We start from the raw sequence: 19222 nt of genomic DNA on the forward strand, positions 1-19222 counted from the left end.
TCAATATCGGAGATGACAATGCAGTCCTGGTACAGCAGTATGTTGGCCTCCCAACGCCGCACTTTTTGGGCGTGCTTCCTGGGTTGGGTTCTCGACGCGATGGACGTGCAGATCTTCGCGTTCGTCATTCCTACCTTGTTGACGATCTGGGGAATGACCAAAGCTCAGGCCGGCGTGCTCGGGACATCGGCATTAATCTTTTCCGCAGTCGGCGGTGTAGTCGCCGGTCTGCTCGCTGACCGTATCGGACGGGTGCGTGTCCTCAAAATCGCCATTCTGTGGTTTTCCCTGTTCACAGGGCTGTCGGCATTGACGAACGATTTCCATCAGTTGCTTGTCACCCGTAGTCTTCAGGGGCTGGGCTTTGGCGGAGAGTGGGCCGCAGGCGCCGTCCTTATAGGGGAGGTGGTCGATAAGCGCATTCGTGGACGCGCGGTCGGCTCGGTGCAAAGTGGCTGGCCCGTCGGCTACGCACTGGCCGCCCTCGCATATTGGGCGCTCTACAGCGGGTTGCCGGAGCACCTGGCGTGGCGTGCATTGTTCATGATCGGCATCCTGCCGGGTCTGCTCGTGCTTTGGATGCGCCGGAACATTGAAGAATCGTCCGCCTTCGAAGCAGCGGCGGAGTATCGCAAGAAGAGCGGCCTGTTTGGTACCTTCGCGCTGATTTTTTCACCCGGCGTCTTTCGCCTGACCGCGCTCGCGTCTCTGATGGCCGCAGGGGCGCTGGGCGGCAACTACACGATCCTTACCTGGTTGGTCACCTATCTGCGGCAAACACAAAGTCTGACCGTTGGCATGACGTCGGTTTATCTCGCGGTGAACATCTTTGGTTCGTTTTGCGGCTATATCGGCATGGCCTACCTCAGCGACGGCCTTGGCCGCCGTAAAACGTTCGCACTGTCGGCGGCCGGTGCCACGGTTACCGTGCTGGTCTACACGCAGTTGCATCTGCCGATGAGCGTGCTGCTACTGCTTGGTTTTCCGCTCGGACTCTTTCAGTCCGGCATCGTGTCCGGCATGGGCGCGTGCTTTACAGAACTTTTCCCCGCGCAGATCAGAGGGACGGCCGGAGGCTTTTCATACAACTTTGGCCGAGGTATTGGCGCGCTCGTGCCCGCCGCTGTCGGCCTGACCAGCACATCGATGGGTCTTGCAAAATCGATCGGCGTATGGGCTGCGCTCGCCTACCTGCTGGTGTTCGCCGTTGCGATCGTCATACCCGAAACCCGTAATAAGGAGCTCGAAGTCCATGTCTGAAACACTTGCATCGCGCAACGGCGGTCAGATTCTCGTTGACGCGTTGGCGCGCAATGCCGTCGATACCGTGTATTGCGTACCCGGCGAAAGCTATTTGCCGGTCCTCGACGCGCTGCACGACGCGCACGGTATTCGCACCATCGTCACGCGTCACGAGGGCGCGGCGTCCAATATGGCGGACGCGCACGGCAAATTGACCGGTCGTCCCGGCATCTGTTTCGTGACGCGAGGCCCGGGCGCCACCCATGCATCGAACGGTGTGCACACCGCCCGCGAAGACTCGACGCCGATGATCCTGTTCATCGGCCAGGTCGAGCGGGGCTTCATTGGACGTGAGGCTTTCCAGGAGGTCGACTATCGCCAGATGTTCGGCGGGCTCGCGAAATGGGTCACGGAAATCGACAGCCTTGAGCGGATTCCGGAGATCGTGGCGAAGGCCTTTAGCATCGCGATGTCGGGACGCCCTGGGCCGGTGGTGATTGGTTTGCCCGAGGACGTGCTGTTCAATTCAGGGGTCGCTGCCGACGCACCAGCAGTGCGCGTCGCGCAGGCCGCGCCGGAATCGTCTGCGATGGCCGAACTCGCGCGTTTGCTCGAGACGGCACGTCAACCGCTGGTCGTGGTTGGCGGGACGGGCTGGGACAGAGAAGCGTGCGACGCGTTAAGGCGTTTCGTGGTCGCGCATAATCTGCCGGTCGCCGCGTCGTTCCGTCGCCAGGACCTCTTCGACAACCGGGATTCCCATTATGTTGGCCAACTGGGACTGGGTGTCTCGCCGCAACTGGCAGCCCGTGCCCGCGAGGCCGATCTGCTGATCGTGATCGGCTCGCGCCTGAGTGAAACGACGTCCTCCGGCTATACGGTGTTCGAGAGTCCTCGACCGCGACAGACCCTGGTCCACGTGCACCCCGACCCGCAGGAACTGGGGCGCGTCTATCAGGCAGATTTGCCGATCAACTCCGGAATGCGCGCGTTTGCCCACGCTTTGGACGCGCTATCGCCAACGGCTGACGACAGCGCTCGCAACGACGCACAGGTCTGGCACGCGTGGACCGCTGCCGCCCGCGCCGACTACCTCGCACATTCGAAGCCGCCCGCTCCGGCGCCGGAGCTTGCGGGCGTGGATCTGGCGTCTGTCGTGACTCATCTGAACAACGTTTTGCCGGACGACGCGGTCATCACCAACGGCGCAGGCAACTACACGGTCTGGGTGCATCGCTTCTATCGATACCGGCAGGGCGCAACCGAACTCGCGCCGACCAACGGAGCGATGGGCTATGGCTTTCCCGCCGCGATCGCCGCGAAGCTGCGGTATCCCGAGCGCGACGTCGTGTGCTTCGCGGGCGACGGCTGCTTCATGATGTATCCGCAAGAGCTTGCAACCGCGATGCAGTTCGGCGCACCGCTGGTTGTGATCGTCGTCAATAACGGCATGCTCGGCACGATCCGCATGCATCAGGAGCGCGAATATCCGGGGCGCGTCTCGGCGACGCGGCTCTCTAACCCGGACTTCATCGCGTTCGCGAAGTCGTTTGGCGCCCATGCTGAACGCGTCGAGCGCACCGAGGACTTTCCTGCCGCGTTTGCGCGCGCACAGCAGTCGGGTGTGGCCGCACTGATCGAGTTGCGCACCGATCCGCGACAGATCACGCCTGCCAACCGTCTCGTGGAGCTCTGAAGCCATGCAGATAGTCGGCGAAATGATTCTGGGCCACCGGACTGTCAAGGGGCAGGCGGCGACCTGTTTGCGTGGGCGGCTCATAGCGGCGAGCAATTGACGCCGGCCTTCGGCGCCGCCACCGAAGCGGACGTCGCGTCCGCCTGCGAGCTGGCGGACGCGGCATTCGACACGTTCCGCGAATTGCCCGAATCACTGAAGAACGGCAATCCGCTCAACCGCAGGCGGCTTCGGGACGGTGGGCCGGTCAGGGCTTGACCAGCGTCGGACTATCTGGCCGGCCGACGCTGGCTGCGGTGCCGGGCCATTCGTTGTTGCGCACCAGCGTCGCTGCCGTATCGCGGATGATCTGCGCGATATCCCAGAGGCCCCCGGATGTCGAACTGTTCTGGGACCAGACGATGGCAACATCGCGTTCCACTGCCGGGTTGTCGAGGCGGAAGCTTTTGAGTCGTCCAGCCGCGACCTCTTCGACGACGGCAGCGGCAGGTAACACTGAACATCCGCAGTTAGCGAGCACCAGCCGCTTTGTAATCGAGATCGAGCCGTCGCATTCGAGCGCGATTTTAGGCGTGAAGCCTTCACGTGCGGCGAGCGATTCGACCAGCAAACGTAAGCCGTGATGCGTGCTAGGCAGGATCAACGGGATGTTGGCGAGTTCGCTCACGTTGATCGAGTCGCCGCGCAATGGATAGTCGGGTGGCGTGATGAGGCAGACGCGTTCGCTGAACAACAGATCGTACTGCAATGCTCCGCGCTGCTCGGGCACATACATGATGCCGATGTCTATCTTGCCGTCCTGCAGCATGCCCAGAAGCTGGCTGGCAAGACCTTCGACAAACCGGACCCGTGTCTGCGGATAGCGAGCGCCCAGTTCATGTCGCAGCGCGCCGAACATGATCCGCGCGACGGTCGGCTGGGCGGCGATACAAATCTGTGCCGGTCCGAGTTCGGAACTGTTGCGAAGGGTTCGGGTCGCTTCTTCGAGAGTTTTCTCCATGGTCGCGGCGTAGGCGAGCAACACCTGGCCGCGTTCGGTCAGCGTGACGCCCCGGCCACTTCGTCGGAACAGGCGTACGCCGAGCTCGGTTTCCAGCATGGTGATACGCCGGCTGACGGTTGACTGGTTGATACCGGTTTCCAGTGCTGCGCGCGAGATGCTGCGTGTTCTCGCGACGCGAGAGAAAAGTTCGAGGTCGTCCGAATTCATAGGGGCCGTCGACAGGGCTTCGCGGAAAGCGATGATTGCGTGAGCGGGAAGTGTAACGTCTATGACTTTGCCGGTCAGTGGCGCGACTCGTATGAACCCTCGGTGCAGATGCTGGCCGGCATGTATCGCGGAGCGCGAGCGTACCCGCGTAGCCTGCGATTCAGCATTGCTGTGCGACATGATTCTGACGCAGCCGGTGTTCTACGAGTTGCCGCAGATCCCTACACCGACCGTGCTGATGATCGGGGACAAGGACACCACGGCCATTGGTAAGGAATATGCGCCTATGGCGATCCGTTCTTCACTCGGCAATTATCCGGAACTTGCCCGGGCTGCTGCAGCGGTGATTCCGGATGTGAAACTGATTGAGTTCACTGATTCCGGACATGCTCCTCAAATGCGGGAACCTGCGCTCTTTCACAAGGTGCTGCTTCGCGAGCTGGCGAATGGCGCAACTTTGCAGTAGCGACGCGAGCTTTACCGGAACGTTGGGGGCGGTGCGCCGCTTTCCGCACTTTCTTTTTACAATCGATCGGGATGCTTTAAGAATGAAGATTTTTCTGGCTGCCTCTATTGTGGCAAGCGTAGCGTTGTCTGGCGCGGCATCCGCGGCTGAAGTGGCAAAGTCCGCGAGCCCTCTTGCGATTTATGCGGTCGTGCATGTAGACATCGAACCCAAGGACCTTAAGACCGCACTGCCGCTGTTGCAGTCGTTCGAACAACAGGCAGCGCATGATACGGCGGTGGTCAGCATAGATGTGCTGCAGCAGATGGGCGCGGAAAATCACTTCACATTGCTTGAGAAGTTCTCTTCTGCCGCGGGCTACGACGACTTTGTCTCCCGGCCTTATGTCAAGGCGCTGCGTTCCGGTTTGCAACCACTCCTGGGCGGCCCCTTCGATGAGCGGATTCACCGTGCAATGCCACAGACGCAATAGCGGTTGCGCGAATAGCACTGATCGCAGCGCGGCCTTGTCCTGAATCACAAAACTATGGAGCAAACATGGCAATCGTTGATGCCGCCGGACGGCGAGCACTTTTCACCTGGTTCGGCGTGGCCTGTTTGATGGGCTTTGGTGTGACGGCTGTGCACGCGCAGTCAGCCTCAGATGCATCCACTTGCGTCAGCGGACCTGTCGACGCATCGGTCGTCAACGCATTGGCGCCGAACGGAACGCTGCGTGCATCAATCAATCTGGGTAATCCGGTTCTTGCCACGCTTGATACTCAAGGCGCAAAAGCTGTCGGCGTGTCCGTCGATCTCGCTACGGAACTGGCCAGGCGTCTTGGCGTGCCCCTGCAGCTCGTCCCCGTCAAGTCTGCAAAAGCCTCTGTCGAGAATGTCGAGAACAATCAGGCCGACATAGGGTTTTTCGCTGTCGATCCGAAGCGTGGTGGAGAGATCAGTTTTACAGCGCCCTACGTGTTGATTGAAGGCGCGTATGCCGTCCGCAGCGATTCGCCGATTACCCTCAACGAGCAGGTTGACCGGCCGGATATCACCGTGGCTGTCAGCAGAGGTAGTGCATACGACCTGTTTTTGTCGCGTACGTTGCAACACGCGAAGATCGTGCGGATTTCGCCGTCGTCGGCGGTCATGCCGGCTTTCTTGAGCGAACATCTCGATGTCCTGGCCGGGATCAAGCCACAGCTGGAGCAACAGGCATCGAGTGCCGGTGGCCTGCGTGTGCTAGATCAACGATTCATGGTGATCCGGCAGGCGATGGGGGTGCGTAAGTCGCGAGGCGCTATAGCCGCCGCCTGTCTTGCGAACTTTATCGACACGATGAGAGCGTCTGGATTCGTTGCTGCGTCGCTCGCGCGAAACCACGTTGAGGGTGCATCGGTTGCAAAGGATGGCGACTAGCGCGATCGATAACCCGAAGCCGATTGCCTGGCGTCGCTACAACGTGGGCTACACGCGTGACCCACGGTTTATCTCAACTATTTCGACGCGGGTGCGGTAGCGGTAGCTGAATTCAACGCGAAAACTCCTAAAAACCGCTGGTGTTGCATTAACAAGTCCCGCCAGTTTCAGGTCCGGTCCAGCGCCTTGATCGCAACCGCAGCGGCAGCCGCGCGCGTTTCGACGTGCAGCTTGCGGAACAGATGTTCGAGGTGCTTGTTTACGGTGCGCGGCGCCATGCCGAGAATGTCGCCGATATCACGATTCGTCTTGCCGCGAGAGACCCAGAGCAGCACTTCGGCCTCGCGGACCGTCAAGTTGAAACGCGCGGCCAGCGCGCTGCTGTGCACGGTATCGTCGGTTTCCTTGAGGGTGAGAATCCACTCTCCGGGATCGGGAGCGGAAGTCGCGCTCGCAGAACGTCGCACATGTCCCGCAGTGAATTCGAGGACGGCATCGGCGGGCCTCCCGCGCGCGAGCCAGTCCGCAAACCAGTCGCGCAACGGCGGCGGCAACATGGGGCGCGCCACCGCCTGGACGGTGTCGTCGGCGTGGCTCGCCCGGTAGGCGGAAATCTGCCGTGCCGCCAGCGGACTCTGCCAGCGAATCGCGCCGTCGGCATCGACGACAAGCGCCGCATGCGCTTCGAGCGACAGCGCCGCGTGCGCATAGAGTTGCGCACGCGAGCGCTGCACATGGGCGCCGATGCGCGCACACACCTCCTCGGGCCGCACGGGTTTCGTCACATAGTCGATGCCGCCGACGCGGAACGCGCGCACCACGTGCTCGCTTTCCGTCAATGCGGTCATGAAGATCACAGGCAGATGTTCATGGCGCACGTCCTGCTTGAGATGGCTGCAAGTCTCGAAGCCATCCATGCCCGGCATCATCGCGTCGAGCAACACGACGTCGGGCGTCACGCGTGCGAGGCGTTTGAGTGCGTCTTCGCCCGAGAGCGCGACCAGCACGGCGTAACCATGCGCCTGAAGCGTATCCGAGAGAAAAGCAAGGTTGTCCGGCGTGTCGTCGACAATCAACACCACGGGGCGGTCGCGCAGCCACTCGGGCGATGCATCCGCGGCGTTCACCGCACGCGCGTCAGACGCCCGCGGCGCGAGACAGTCGGTCGAGTTCATGCTCAAGCTCCCTTAGCTGAAAGCGTTCTGCCAGAACGCGCAACACGTCGATCTGCTCCTGTAGCGCGGGCCATGTTGCACGCGCCGAGTCGAGTTGTTCGATCACCCCTTGCAGGTAGCCGACGTCGAGATGCGCGCGCAGCCGTTCGAGCAGCGCTTTCGGCCACTCGACGTCCAGTGATGCGTGCCTGACGGGCGGCGCAGCGCGTGCGGGTGCGGACGGCTCGGATGCAATCCAGTCGAGCACCAGCAACTGCGCGAGCTTGTCGAGCAACAGGTTGATCTGGAGCGGCTTCACGAGATATCCCGCGCAGCCGGTCGCGCTCGCACGCTCCCGATCGTCGGCAAAAGCGTTAGCCGAAAGCAGGACGATCGGGGCGCTCGACAACTGGTTTTCGCGAATCAGCCGGCTGGCCTCGTAGCCGTCCATCAGCGGCATGGAGATGTCCATAATGATCGCGTCGACGGTGTGTGTGGCCAGCCAGCGCAGCGCGTCGGGGCCGCTCTCCGCCTCGGCGACATCGAAGCCGAGCGGCGTCAGCAGTTGCACGACGATGCCGCGCTGGTCCGCTAGATCGTCGACCACCAGAATCGCGCGTTGCGGCCCCGTATAGCCGCGGATCGCCGCGAGTTCAGTGCGCGCATCGGCCGCGCTGTTCACCGCCGGCGCGAACAGCCGCACGATGAAGCGCGTGCCGCGCCCGACCTCGCTATCCACTTCGAGACTGCCGCCGAGCGCCTGCGTGAGAAGTCGGCAGATCGTCAATCCCAGTCCTGCGCCGTGATCGTGCGCAACGGCCGCTTCGCCTCGCTCGAACGGCAGGAACAGGCGTTCCATTTCGGCGGGAGGGATGCCGGGGCCGGTGTCGACGACTTCGAACTTCAAGGTGTCGAGCACGTGGCTCACGCGCAGCGTCACAGTTCCTGTGGACGTGAAGCGAATCGCATTGCCGATCAGATTGGTCAGAATCTGCCCCATGCATTTCTGGTCGGTACGCACGGTGGCGGGCAGGCGGCCTACGGTCTGCACATCGAAAGCGAGCGCTTTTTCGAGCGCCTGCGGGCGCAGCATCGAGGTGACGTGTGCGACGAAATCCGCGAGTGACACGCGCGCAATGTTCAGTTCCAGCTTGCCCGCCTCGATTCGCGCGACATCGAGCAGTCCATCGACGAGCGCAAGCAGATGTTCGCCGCTGCGGTGAATCGTTCGCACGGCGCTGTAGCGTGCAGGCGAAAACTCTTCTTTCGCCTGCAATAGCAACTGCGCGTAGCCGAGAATGCTGTTCAGCGGCGTGCGCAACTCATGGCTCAAACCGGACACATAGCGACTTTTTGCCTGATTCGCCGATTCGGCGGCAGCCGTCGCGCGTTTGAGCGCGGCGTCGGTTTTCTGATGCGCGTCGATTTCCTGCATCAGCAATTCGTTTTGCCGTTGCGATTCTTCCTGCGTGACGCGGCGGCTTTCGCGCTCCAGCACGAACCACCACGCTGCTATGCAGCCGACCAGAGACAGCGCGAAAAATATCTTCAGAAAGCTGTGGCCAATCGCGCTGTCGATCGACGATCCGTCGGCGGCGAGCGAGGTCACGCTCTGTGACCAGATCAGATAAAGCACGCTCGCGAGCACGGCGAGCATCGCGCCCATGAGGCTCGCATAGTGCATGAGACGCAGCGCGGCGGGGCCGAGCCGTGCGCGCGGAAACACGCGATGCAGCGCACGATCGGCTTGCGAGGAGAAGCGTGCATGCGGCTTGCAGCGATCGTGGCAACGTGAGTCGAGCGAACAGCACAACGAGCAGATCGTGCCGCCGTAGGCGGGGCAGAAGGCGGTGTCTTCGGGTTCGAACGCGTTCTCGCAGATCGCGCAGCGAAGCGAGGTGGCGTCGCCCGTGGGCTGCGCGGCGCGCGCGATGTAGTAGCGCCCGCGCGTGAGCATCGCGAGCACGGGTGCACAGGCCACCGCCATGCCGAACGCGATGAACGACGACATGGCTTGCGCCAGCAGGCCGAACATGCCGCTCTGGGCGAGCATCGCGGCGGCGGCGGCGATCAGCATCGCACCGACGCCGACAGGATTCACGTCGTACAGGTGCGCGCGTTTGAATTCGATATGGCGCGGGCTAAACCCCAGCGGCTTGTTGATGACGAGATCGGCGAACAGAGCGCCGATCCATGCGATGGCGATGTTTGCATAGAGCGACAGCACCTTGCCGATCGCCTCGAATACGCCCATTTCCACGAGCAGCAGCGCGATCATCACATTGAACACGAGCCACACTACGCGACCCGGATGACTGTGCGTCAGACGCGCAAAAAAATTCGACCACGCGAGCGAGCCCGCATACGCATTCGTCACGTTGATCTTCAACTGCGAAACGATCACGAACAGCGTCATCGCGGGCAGCGCCCAGCTCGCGAGCCCAAACGGATCGAGCAGCAGGTGATAGGCGACGAGGTACATCTGCGTGGGCTGCGTGGCTTCCGTCGGACTGACTTCGTACTGGATCGCGACGAAAGCGAGGAATGCTCCGCCCAACATCTTGAGCGCGCCGGGCACGATCCAGCCGGGTCCCGCCGACAGCAGCGCAAGCCACCAGCGCTTGTGATTCTTTGCAGTCAGCGGCGGCAGGAAGCGAAGGTAATCCACCTGCTCGCCGACCTGCACGATCAACGCAAACACCACGGTCGAGGCCTGCCCGAACGCGATCACGCTGAACGCGCGGCCTTGCGGAGCGAAACCGGCGAAGGTCGTCCATTCGTGCACCAGACCGGGGTGACGCCACAGCACCGCCGCATACGGCAGCGCGAACAATATCAGCCACAGCGGCTGGGTCCAGCTTTGCAGCCGGTTGATCAGCGTGATGCCGAACATCACGATCGGAATTACGACTAGCGAACTCAGTACATAGGCGATCGCTAGCGAGATATGGAAATAGAGTTGCAGCGCGAGCGACATGATGGCCGCTTCGAGCGCAAAGAAAATAAACGTGAAGACCGCGTAGAGCAGCGACGTGAGCGTCGAGCCGATATAGCCGAAGCCCGCGCCGCGCGTGAGCAGATCCATGTCCACGCCGTGGCGCGCGGCGTAATAGCTGATCGGCAGACTGGTGAGCCAGATGAGCACCGACACGACCGCGATCGCCCAGACCGCATTCGTGAAGCCGTAGTTGACGACAAGACTGCCGCCGATTGCTTCGAGCACCAGAAAAGACACCGCGCCGATTGCCGTGTTGGCCACGCGCAGTTCCGACCAGCGTCGAAACGAACGCGGCGTGAAGCGCAACGCGTAGTCCTCGAGCGTTTCGTCGCCGACCCACGCGTTGTAGTCACGCCGCACCTTGACGATGCGCTGGGTACTGGGCGTGCCCACTGACGGGTGACTCTGGGGCATGAGTGTGATCTGGATTGGTGCGGAAACGAGCGGAACGGTGTCTGATGCAAATTACATTCCAGTGCGACTGCGGGGAATACGTCAATCGACGTATTCCGGTCGCCAATTTGGCTTCCTACATTGCATCCAACTCGAACCAGCCCTGGCAGAAAGCCGGGGCGACCGATAAGGAGAATGTGATGTCCGCAGACGATCGAATCGAAGATGACGCACGCACACCGTCGCCGTTGCGCCGGAAACTGATTGGCGGCCTGGCCGCTGCGCCGTTGATGGCGCTGGGCTTGCCGCGCACTTCGTTCGCGCAAACGCCGCCTACCGCCAAGGTCAACACCACCGGACTCGCGGTGACGGATACCAGCGTGACGGTCGGCCAGTTGCATTCGGCGACCGGCACGATGGCGATTTCCGAAACCGGTTCGATCCAGGCCGAACGCCTCGCGATCGAGCAGATCAACGCGATGGGCGGCGTGCTCGGGCGCAAGATCCAGATCATTCAGGAAGACGGCGCGTCCGACTGGCCGACCTTCGCGGAGAAGTCGAAGAAGCTGCTGGAGAACGACCATGTCGCGGCCGTGTTCGGCTGCTGGACCTCGGCCTCGCGCAAGGCCGTGCTGCCGGTGTTCGAAAAGGACAACGGGCTGCTCTATTACCCGACCTTCTACGAAGGCCTCGAACAGTCGAAGAACGTGTTCTACACCGGCCAGGAAGCGACCCAGCAGATTCTCTGGGCGCTCGACTGGGCGTCGAACACGAAGAAAGCCAAGACGTTTTTCCTGATCGGCTCGGACTACATCTGGCCGCGTACGTCGAACAAGATCGCGCGCCGTCATATCGAGCAGCATCTGCACGCGAAGGTCGTCGGCGAGGAGTATTACCCGCTCGGCACGACCGAGTTCGCATCGCTGATGAACAAGATCAAGCTCGCGCGTCCTGACTGCATTTTCGCAAGCGTGGTGGGCGGCTCGAACGTCGCGTTCTACAAGCAGCTCAAGGCAGCCGGCATCACGCCGCAGAAGCAGTTCCTGCTGACACTGTCGGTCACCGAGGACGAAGTGCTCGGCATCGGCGGCGACAACTTCGCGGGCTTCTATTCGTCGATGAAGTACTTCGAGTCGCTCGATAACGAGAACAACAAGAAGTTCGTCGCCGCATTCAAGGCGCGCTACGGCCAGAAGTCGGTGATCGGCGACGTGACTCAGGCCGCGTATCTGGGCCCGTGGATCTGGAAGGCCGCCTGCGAGCGCGCCGGCAGCTTCGACGTGGACAAGGTGGTGGCATCGTCGGCGGGCATCGATGTCGCCAATGCGCCGCAGGGCTATGCGAAGGTCGATGCGAATCACCACCTGTGGAGCCGCTCGCTGATCGGGCAGGGTCAGGCGGACGGTCAGTTCAAGGTCGTCGCGCAGTCCGACCAGCCGATCCAGCCGAATCCGTTCCCGAAGGGCTACATGTAATCCGTCAACTGCAACTGCGCGGTGGTGCAATGCGCCACCGCGCGAGGAGCGCTCGATGTCCGCTACCGATATTTTCAACATCACGCTGATGCAGGGCTTTGCCGGCCTGAGCCTGTTCAGCGTTCTGCTCCTGATGGGGCTGGGACTCGCCGTGATCTTCGGCCAGATGGGCGTGATCAACATGGCACACGGTGAATTCATGACGATCGGTGCTTATACCGTCTACATGTTTTCGTGGTTTGCGCAGAACGTCTGGCACGCGATTACGCCGGTGTACTTCTTCTTCGCGATCATCGCGGCGTTCGGTCTCGCGTTCGCGGCGGGCTGGCTCGCCGAGTGGGCATTGATCCGTCATTTATACCGGCGTCCTCTCGACACGCTGCTCGCGACCTGGGGGCTGAGTCTCGGCATGCAGCAGGTGTTTCGCTCGACGTTCGGGCCGAAGGAAGTAAGCCCGGCGCTGCCCGACTGGCTGATGGGTTCGTGGGAGCCTGCGCCGGGTCTCGATATTCCAGTTAGCGGCATGTTCGTGATGGGACTTGCGCTGGTCATGACAGGCGGCTTGCTGCTCGCGCTCTACCGCTCGCGCTGGGGCCTGCGCGTGCGTGCCACGGTCGCCAACCGGCCGATGGCGAACGCGGCCGGCATCAACACACGGCGCACCGACAGGATGACCTTCGCGATCGGCTGCGGCATCGCGGGGGTGGCGGGCGCGGCGTTCACGGCGATCGGCTCGACCGGTCCCACCAGCGGCTCGCTTTATATCGTCGATTCGTTTCTGGTCGTCACCTTCGGCGGCGCGGCGAGCCTGCTCGGCACCGTGGCCTCGGCGTTCGGCATCGCGCAGATGCAGTCGATCAGCGAGTTTTTCCTGTCCGGTTCGATTGCGCGCGTTCTGACGCTGCTGACGGTCGTCGTGATCCTGATGCTGCGTCCGCAGGGACTCTTTGCGTCGAAAGTCCGGCGCGTGTGAGTGCGCGCGCCGTGCACGTCTCATTCACTGATTCATTCGTATGGAGATGGACATGGAACCCATCCAACCCGTAGCGGGGAGTGTTTCCCCGCGATCCGGTCCCGGCGCGCCGGGAGGCTGGCGCGCGCTAGCGATGCGGCTCGACGCGTCGGGTTACGTGGGCATCGCGATACTCGCGGTGCTGATCGTGGTCGTATTTCCACTCGCGCTGGATACGTTTCGCCTGAACCTGATGGGCAAGTACCTGACCTACGCTTTCGTGGCACTAGGTCTCGTGATCGCGTGGGGATACGGCGGCGTGCTCAGCCTCGGACAAGGTGTGTTTTTCGGCCTTGGAGGTTACGCGATGGCGATGTTCCTCAAGCTCGAAGCGTCCGATCCGGTTGCCACGCATACGCAGACCACGCCCGGCATTCCCGATTTCATGGACTGGAATCAGATCACCGCGTTGCCGACATGGTGGAGACCGTTTCACTACCTGCCGTTTTCGATCCTTGCGGTGCTCGTCGTACCGACGGCTCTCGCGTTCGTCATCGGCTATGCGATGTTCAAGCGGCGCGTGGGCGGTGTGTATTTCGCGATCATCACACAGGCGGTCGCGCTGATTCTCTCGGTGCTGATCATCGGCCAGCAAGGTTATACGGGCGGCGTGAACGGCATTACCGATCTGCGTACGCTGCTCGGCTGGGACATCCGCACCGATCACGCGAAACTGGTTCTTTACTTCGTCAACGCGGTGCTGCTGATCGGCGCGCTGCTCGCCTGTCGCTGGGTCCAGCGCAGCAAGCTCGGCACGCTGCTGCTCGCGATGCGCGACAAGGAGGACCGCGTGCGCTTCTCCGGCTACGACGTCGCGATGTTCAAGGTGGTCGCGTTCTGTCTCGCGGGGATGCTGGCGGCTGTCGGCGGCGCGATGTTCACGTTGCAGGTGGGTTTCATGTCGCCGTCGTTCGTCGGCATCGTGCCGTCGATCGAGATGGTGATCTATGCGGCGATCGGCGGGCGTATGTCGCTGGTCGGTGCGGTGTACGGCGCGATTCTCGTCAACCTCGGCAAAAGCTGGTTCTCGGAGAGCCTGCCGAATCTTTGGCTCTACCTGATGGCAGCGATGTTCATCGGTGTCGTGATGGCGTTCCCGAACGGGCTCGCGGGTCTCTACGAAGAACATGCCCGGCCGCGTATCCGGCGCTGGCTCGGCGCAGCGAACAAGGGAGCATGACGCATGAGCAACACTGACTTTCTGCTCGCGGTCGAAGACCTGAGTGTGTCGTTCGACGGCTTCAAGGCGATTGATTCGCTGAATCTCTATCTGGAGCGCGGTGAATTGCGCGTCGTGATCGGGCCGAACGGCGCGGGCAAGACGACGCTGCTCGATCTGATTTGCGGCAAGACGAAGGAAACCGCCGGCAGCATCAAGTTTCGCAACGAGGAAATCACCAATCTCGCCGAGTTCCGTCGTGTGCGCAAAGGCATCGGCCGCAAATTCCAGACGCCGTCGATCTACGAAAACCTGAGCGTCGCGCAAAACCTCGAAGTGTCGTTTCCGCGCGGCCGCAGCGTGTTCGGCGCGCTCGCCTATCGCCAGGATGCCGAGGTGGCCGACCGGGTGCGTGCGGTCGCCGACGAGATCGGTCTTGCCGCTTCACTCGATCTCGAAGCCGGGCTGCTGTCGCACGGTCAGAAACAGTGGCTCGAAATCGGCATGTTGCTGATGCAGGACCCCGAACTTCTGATGCTGGACGAACCGATTGCGGGCATGAGCGTGCGCGAGCGCGAAGTCACCGCGGAACTGCTCGATCGCATCTGCCGCAATCGCTCGATGATCGTGATCGAACACGACATGGCCTTCGTCGAGCGGATCGCACACAAGGTCACGGTCATGCATCAGGGCAAGATCCTCGCGGAAGGGCCGATGGCGCAGGTGCAGTCCGACCCGCGCGTGATCGACGTCTATCTCGGCCACTGAATCTATACGGAGAACACATCATGCTGGAAGTCGACGACCTCGTGGTCAGCTACGGCCAGAGCGAAGTGCTGCACGGCATCGGATTTTCCGTGGCGAACGGCGAAAGCGTCGCGGTGATGGGCCGCAACGGCATGGGCAAGACGACGCTTTTCAAGGCGCTGATCGGCATGCTGCCTGCCAATCGCGGCACGGTGCGCGTGGGCGGCGCCGACGTATCGAAAGACGAAAGCTACCGGCGCGTCGCGAAAGGCATCGGCTATGTACCGCAAGGCCGGCAGATCTTCGCGTCGTTGACCGTGGAGGAAAACATCCAGACAGGTCTCGAAAACGCCGCGACGACACTCGTTCCCGACGATCTCTACGCGCTCTTTCCCGTGCTGTTCGACATGCGTCGGCGCAAGGGCGGCAACCTGTCGGGCGGTCAGCAACAGCAGCTTGCGATTGCCCGCGCGCTCGCCACCGACCCGAAAGTGCTGTTGCTCGACGAGCCCACGGAGGGCATTCAGCCATCCGTCATCAAGGACATCGCGAAGGCGCTCAACGAGATTCGCACGAGCCGCAACATCGCGATCGTGGTGTCCGAGCAGGTGTTGAGTTTTGCACTCGACGTCGCCGACCGGCTCTTCGTGATCGAAGGCGGCCGCTTCGTGCATCAAAGCACACGCGATGCGGGCGACACCGACCGCATCCGCGAATACCTCTCCGTATGAGTGCGGCTCACCGCACCGCATTTACCGACCCTCGAACCAAGGAGCGAACGCAATGCCCGACACTCTCATCAAGGTAGACCTGAACCAGTCGGCCTACGAAAACACGCAGGTGCACAACCGCTGGCACCCGGATATTCCGATGGCTTGCTGGGTCAAGCCAGGCGATGACTTCGTCCTCGAAACCTACGACTGGACCGGCGGCTTCATCAAGAACGACGACAGCGCCGACGACGTGCGCGACATCGACTTGTCGATCGTCCATTTTTTGTCCGGCCCGGTCGGCGTACACGGTGCGGAACCGGGTGACCTGCTGGTGGTGGACCTGCTGGATATCGGCGCCAAATCCGATAGCCAGTGGGGCTTCAACGGGTTTTTCTCGAAGTCGAATGGCGGCGGTTTTCTCACCGATCAATTCCCTAGCGCGCAGAAATCGATCTGGGATTTTCACGGCCTCTACACCAACTCGCGCCACATTCCAGGTGTGAATTTCGCGGGTCTGATTCACCCGGGCCTGATCGGCTGCCTGCCCGATCCGAAGCTGCTCGAAACATGGAACGCACGCGAAACCGGCCTGATCGCGACGGCGCCGGAGCGCGTGCCGCCGCTGGCGAATCCGCCGTTCGCGGCGACCGCGCATATGGGGCAGCTCACCGGCGACGCGCGCGACAAAGCGGCGGCGCAAGGGGCGCGCACCGTGCCGCCGCGCGAGCACGGCGGCAATTGCGACATCAAGGATCTGTCGCGCGGCTCGAAAGTGTTTTTCCCTGTCTATGTCGATGGCGCGGGACTCTCCGTCGGCGATCTGCACTTCAGCCAGGGCGACGGCGAAATCACGTTTTGCGGCGCGATCGAAATGGCGGGCTGGGTGCACATGCGCGTGAACCTGATCAAAGGCGGCATGGCGAAATACGGCATTCGCAATCCGGTCTTCCAGCCGAGCCCCATCACGCCGAATTACAACGATTACCTCATTTTTGAAGGCATTTCTGTCGACGAGCACGGTGGTCAGCATTATCTCGACGTGACGGTTGCTTACCGGCAGGCGTGTCTGAATGCGATCGAATATCTGAAGAAGTTCGGTTACTCGGGCGCGCAGGCGTATTCGTTGCTCGGTTGCGCGCCGGTGCAAGGGCATATCAGCGGCGTGGTCGATATTCCCAACGCATGCGCGACCTTGTGGCTGCCGACGCAAATATTCGACTTCGACATTCGCCCGAATGCCGATGGCCCGATCCAGCACATCAAGGGCGGCGTGGATTTGCCGTGCTCGCCGGATCTGGCGACCGTCTGAGCCAACGCGACCAGGAGAACTTGTCATGCCGATCTACGACTTCGAATGTGCGAGTTGTGGCCCGTTTTCTGTCATGCGGCGCATGGCGGACCGTGAAAAACCCTGCCGATGTCCCGATTGCGGAGGCGAGAGCGGCCGGGTGATCAGTGCGCCTTCGCTGGCTCTGATGACGCACGCGCGCCGCTCGGCACACGCGACGAACGAGCGTGCGTCGCATGCGCCGCGACAGTCCGGTGACGGTCCGCCGTTGCGTCATCGTGCGGGATGCAGTTGCTGCTCGGGTGGCGGCGCGAAGCTCGCCGGGACGGCTTCGGACGGACTCAAACGACCGGCAGGACGACCCTGGATGATCAGCCACTAGGGCGATGGTGCTGAAGCGGCGCGGGCGGCCGGAATGCCGCCCGCGGTCAAAGCGTATTAAAGGAGGAATTTGTCATGCGACATGGCGATATTTCGAGCAGTAAGGATTGCGTGGGCGTTGCGGTGGTCAACTACAAGATGCCGCGTCTGCATACGAAGGCGGAGGTGCTCGACAACGCGCGCCGCATCGCCGGTATGGTGGTCGGCATGAAGCAGGGACTGCCCGGCATGGATCTCGTGGTATTTCCCGAGTATTCGACGCACGGCATCATGTACGACCGGCAGGAGATGTTCGATACGGCGTCGACGGTGCCGGGCGAGGAAACGGAAATTTTCTCGGCGGCATGTCGTCAGGCCAATGTTTGGGGGGTGTTCTCGATCACCGGAGAACGTCACGAAGAGCATCCGCGCAAGGTGCCGTACAACACGCTCGTGCTGATCGACAATCACGGCGAGATCGTGCAGAAATATCGCAAGATCATGCCGTGGACCCCGATTGAAGGCTGGTATCCCGGCGATCGTACCTACGTGACCGATGGGCCGAAGGGGATGAAGATCAGCCTGATCATCTGCGATGACGGCAACTATCCCGAGATCTGGCGCGACTGCGCGATGAACGGCGCCGAACTGATCGTGCGCTGCCAGGGCTACATGTATCCCGCGAAGGAGCAGCAGGTGATGGTGGCTAAGGCGATGGCTTGGATGAACAACACCTATGTCGCCGTGGCGAATGCGACGGGCTGGGACGGCGTGTATTCGTACTTCGGCCACTCGGCGATCGTGGGCTTCGACGGACGCACGCTCGGCGAGTGCGGCGAGGAGGAGATGGGCGTGCAGTACGCGGAGCTATCGCTGGGCATGATCCGCGACGCGCGGCGTAATATGCAGTCACAGAACCATCTGTACAAACTTCTGCACCGTGGGTACACGGGCACGATCAATTCGGGCGACGGCGCGAACGGCGTGGCGGCCTGTCCGTTTGGATTCTATCGTGACTGGATTGAAGACCCCGAGGGCACGCGCCGTCGCGTCGAAGCGCTTACGCGTGCCACACCGGGCACGCCGGAGTGTCCTATTGAAGGGATTCCGAACGGGGAATAAGGGGGCGGGCGCGGTCATCCGGTTGCGGCGCTGCGCGGCGCTGGATGATCTGACACGGCTGGATCGCGGAATGGTCTTTACAGAACGGACCATCCATTCCCGCGAACCAGGAGTCGCGATATCCCGTTCAACAGCCGATTCAGGTCAGAGCGTGACGATCTGCTGTAACAGTGCCAGCGCTTTCACTTCGTCAAGACGGCCAGTCCGCGCTTTGCCCGCGAGCGTCTTGATGAGCGCCTCTGCGATCGGCGCGATACCGACCAGATCGTCCAGGCTGGTGACAGGCGCAGAACGACGCGGCTCCGCGACGATCTCGGTGAAAGAGGCTGGTGCGGGCTGCGGTTGAGAAGCGGGCGTGGGCGCATCGTTGTCAGCAGGTTGCGGGATTGCCAGATCAGAGCGAGCCGCGCGGGCTTGGTTCTGCTGCTCCACGACTTGCTCCGTCACGGTGGTAACTTTGTCCTGCTTCGCCTCAGACGATAGAGCGCGCCGATCGCTCGTGGTCGTCGCCTTCCTGTTTCCGGACTTTCCTGCCACCGCCTTCTCCGGTGTTATCGCTGCAAGCGGTTCCTGCTGACTGGATGCAAGCCGACCCGATGGCGGATCGAGCAGAGCCGAGACCGATTCGGGAACATCCGTGACCAGCCGCGGAACGTCGAGCCAGCCGGTTGGCAATCCAAGGCGTTCAGTGAAGCGTTGTGCTTTGAAATAACTGAACGTCGAATTCCGTATTGGACGACGTTGCTCCGTACTTCGTATAGTTCGCTGCCAGGAGGACAGACTACG

At 61.9% G+C, this 19222-nt stretch carries 18 protein-coding genes; 14 read left to right on the forward strand and 4 right to left on the reverse strand.

Features of this window, described 5'->3' with window-relative positions:
- Positions 1 to 18: 18 nt before the first annotated feature.
- The 3 genes from BLS41_RS30185 (at position 19) to BLS41_RS39215 (ending at position 3196) form a co-directional block, all read left to right on the forward strand.
- Positions 19 to 1260 carry an MFS transporter gene (locus BLS41_RS30185; RefSeq protein WP_074771383.1) on the forward strand — a complete coding sequence of 414 codons (1242 nt, stop codon included), beginning with the start codon at positions 19 to 21 and terminating at the stop codon, positions 1258 to 1260.
- A complete protein-coding gene (locus BLS41_RS30190) occupies positions 1253 to 2938 on the forward strand; it encodes a thiamine pyrophosphate-binding protein (RefSeq protein WP_074771384.1) in 1686 nt (561 codons plus the stop codon). Before BLS41_RS30185 ends, BLS41_RS30190 begins: the two co-directional genes overlap by 8 nt.
- Positions 2939 to 3034: 96 nt before the next feature.
- Positions 3035 to 3196 (forward strand): hypothetical protein, encoded by a 162-nt coding sequence (locus tag BLS41_RS39215; protein WP_171910349.1) that lies wholly within the window; start codon positions 3035 to 3037, stop codon positions 3194 to 3196.
- Here the strand turns inward: BLS41_RS39215 and BLS41_RS30195 are convergent.
- Positions 3186 to 4148, reverse strand: coding sequence for a LysR family transcriptional regulator (locus tag BLS41_RS30195; RefSeq protein ID WP_074771385.1), 963 nt, complete (start codon positions 4146 to 4148; stop codon positions 3186 to 3188). The genes BLS41_RS39215 and BLS41_RS30195 overlap by 11 nt on opposite strands.
- 178 nt (positions 4149 to 4326) lie before the next feature.
- Between BLS41_RS30195 and BLS41_RS30200 the strand changes: the two genes are divergently transcribed.
- From BLS41_RS30200 to BLS41_RS30210, 3 genes are all read left to right on the forward strand, one after another.
- The gene (locus tag BLS41_RS30200; protein ID WP_143026424.1) at positions 4327 to 4614 is read left to right on the forward strand and encodes an alpha/beta fold hydrolase; all 288 of its coding nucleotides are present in this window, start codon (positions 4327 to 4329) and stop codon (positions 4612 to 4614) included.
- Positions 4595 to 5086: a putative quinol monooxygenase gene (locus BLS41_RS30205; protein WP_074771387.1), complete on the forward strand. Its 492-nt coding sequence runs from the start codon at positions 4595 to 4597 to the stop codon at positions 5084 to 5086. Before BLS41_RS30200 ends, BLS41_RS30205 begins: the two co-directional genes overlap by 20 nt.
- A 65-nt stretch (positions 5087 to 5151) precedes the next feature.
- Entirely contained in the window at positions 5152 to 6015 is an 864-nt protein-coding gene (locus BLS41_RS30210) for a transporter substrate-binding domain-containing protein (RefSeq protein WP_253189838.1), read from the forward strand.
- A gap of 167 nt (positions 6016 to 6182) precedes the next feature.
- Here the strand turns inward: BLS41_RS30210 and BLS41_RS30215 are convergent, their stop codons facing one another.
- Positions 6183 to 7097 carry a response regulator gene (locus BLS41_RS30215; protein WP_083380251.1) on the reverse strand — a complete coding sequence of 305 codons (915 nt, stop codon included), beginning with the start codon at positions 7095 to 7097 and terminating at the stop codon, positions 6183 to 6185.
- A gap of 55 nt (positions 7098 to 7152) precedes the next feature.
- Positions 7153 to 10581: a hybrid sensor histidine kinase/response regulator gene (locus BLS41_RS30220; protein WP_074771389.1), complete on the reverse strand. Its 3429-nt coding sequence runs from the start codon at positions 10579 to 10581 to the stop codon at positions 7153 to 7155.
- 179 nt (positions 10582 to 10760) lie between these two features.
- Between BLS41_RS30220 and urtA the strand changes: the two genes are divergently transcribed.
- The 8 genes from urtA (at position 10761) to BLS41_RS30260 (ending at position 18436) form a co-directional block, all read left to right on the forward strand.
- Entirely contained in the window at positions 10761 to 12035 is a 1275-nt protein-coding gene (gene urtA, locus BLS41_RS30225) for an urea ABC transporter substrate-binding protein (RefSeq protein WP_074771390.1), read from the forward strand.
- Between the two features lie 55 nt (positions 12036 to 12090).
- Complete coding sequence (gene urtB / locus BLS41_RS30230; RefSeq protein ID WP_074771391.1) at positions 12091 to 13008, forward strand: urea ABC transporter permease subunit UrtB; 918 nt, start codon at positions 12091 to 12093, stop codon at positions 13006 to 13008.
- Between the two features lie 52 nt (positions 13009 to 13060).
- Positions 13061 to 14227: an urea ABC transporter permease subunit UrtC gene (gene urtC, locus BLS41_RS30235; RefSeq protein ID WP_074771392.1), complete on the forward strand. Its 1167-nt coding sequence runs from the start codon at positions 13061 to 13063 to the stop codon at positions 14225 to 14227.
- A 3-nt stretch (positions 14228 to 14230) separates the two neighbouring features.
- A complete protein-coding gene (gene urtD, locus BLS41_RS30240; protein ID WP_074771393.1) occupies positions 14231 to 14974 on the forward strand; it encodes an urea ABC transporter ATP-binding protein UrtD in 744 nt (247 codons plus the stop codon).
- A 20-nt stretch (positions 14975 to 14994) separates the two neighbouring features.
- The gene (urtE, locus tag BLS41_RS30245) at positions 14995 to 15684 is read left to right on the forward strand and encodes an urea ABC transporter ATP-binding subunit UrtE (protein ID WP_074771394.1); all 690 of its coding nucleotides are present in this window, start codon (positions 14995 to 14997) and stop codon (positions 15682 to 15684) included.
- 52 nt (positions 15685 to 15736) lie between these two features.
- Positions 15737 to 16975, forward strand: a complete 1239-nt coding sequence (fmdA, locus tag BLS41_RS30250) for a formamidase (RefSeq protein ID WP_074771395.1) — start codon at positions 15737 to 15739, stop codon at positions 16973 to 16975.
- 25 nt (positions 16976 to 17000) lie between these two features.
- Positions 17001 to 17336 (forward strand): FmdB family zinc ribbon protein, encoded by a 336-nt coding sequence (locus BLS41_RS30255; RefSeq protein WP_074771396.1) that lies wholly within the window; start codon positions 17001 to 17003, stop codon positions 17334 to 17336.
- 74 nt (positions 17337 to 17410) lie between these two features.
- Positions 17411 to 18436 (forward strand): aliphatic amidase, encoded by a 1026-nt coding sequence (locus BLS41_RS30260; RefSeq protein WP_074771397.1) that lies wholly within the window; start codon positions 17411 to 17413, stop codon positions 18434 to 18436.
- Positions 18437 to 18580: 144 nt separating this feature from the next.
- Here BLS41_RS30260 and BLS41_RS30265 read toward each other — a convergent pair whose 3' ends face one another.
- Positions 18581 to 19111, reverse strand: coding sequence for a hypothetical protein (locus BLS41_RS30265; RefSeq protein WP_074771398.1), 531 nt, complete (start codon positions 19109 to 19111; stop codon positions 18581 to 18583).
- Positions 19112 to 19222 lie beyond the last annotated feature (111 nt).

Origin of the sequence: Paraburkholderia fungorum (assembly GCF_900099835.1) — a bacterium.
In the GTDB taxonomy this organism is placed as follows: Bacteria; Pseudomonadota; Gammaproteobacteria; order Burkholderiales; family Burkholderiaceae; genus Paraburkholderia; species Paraburkholderia fungorum_A.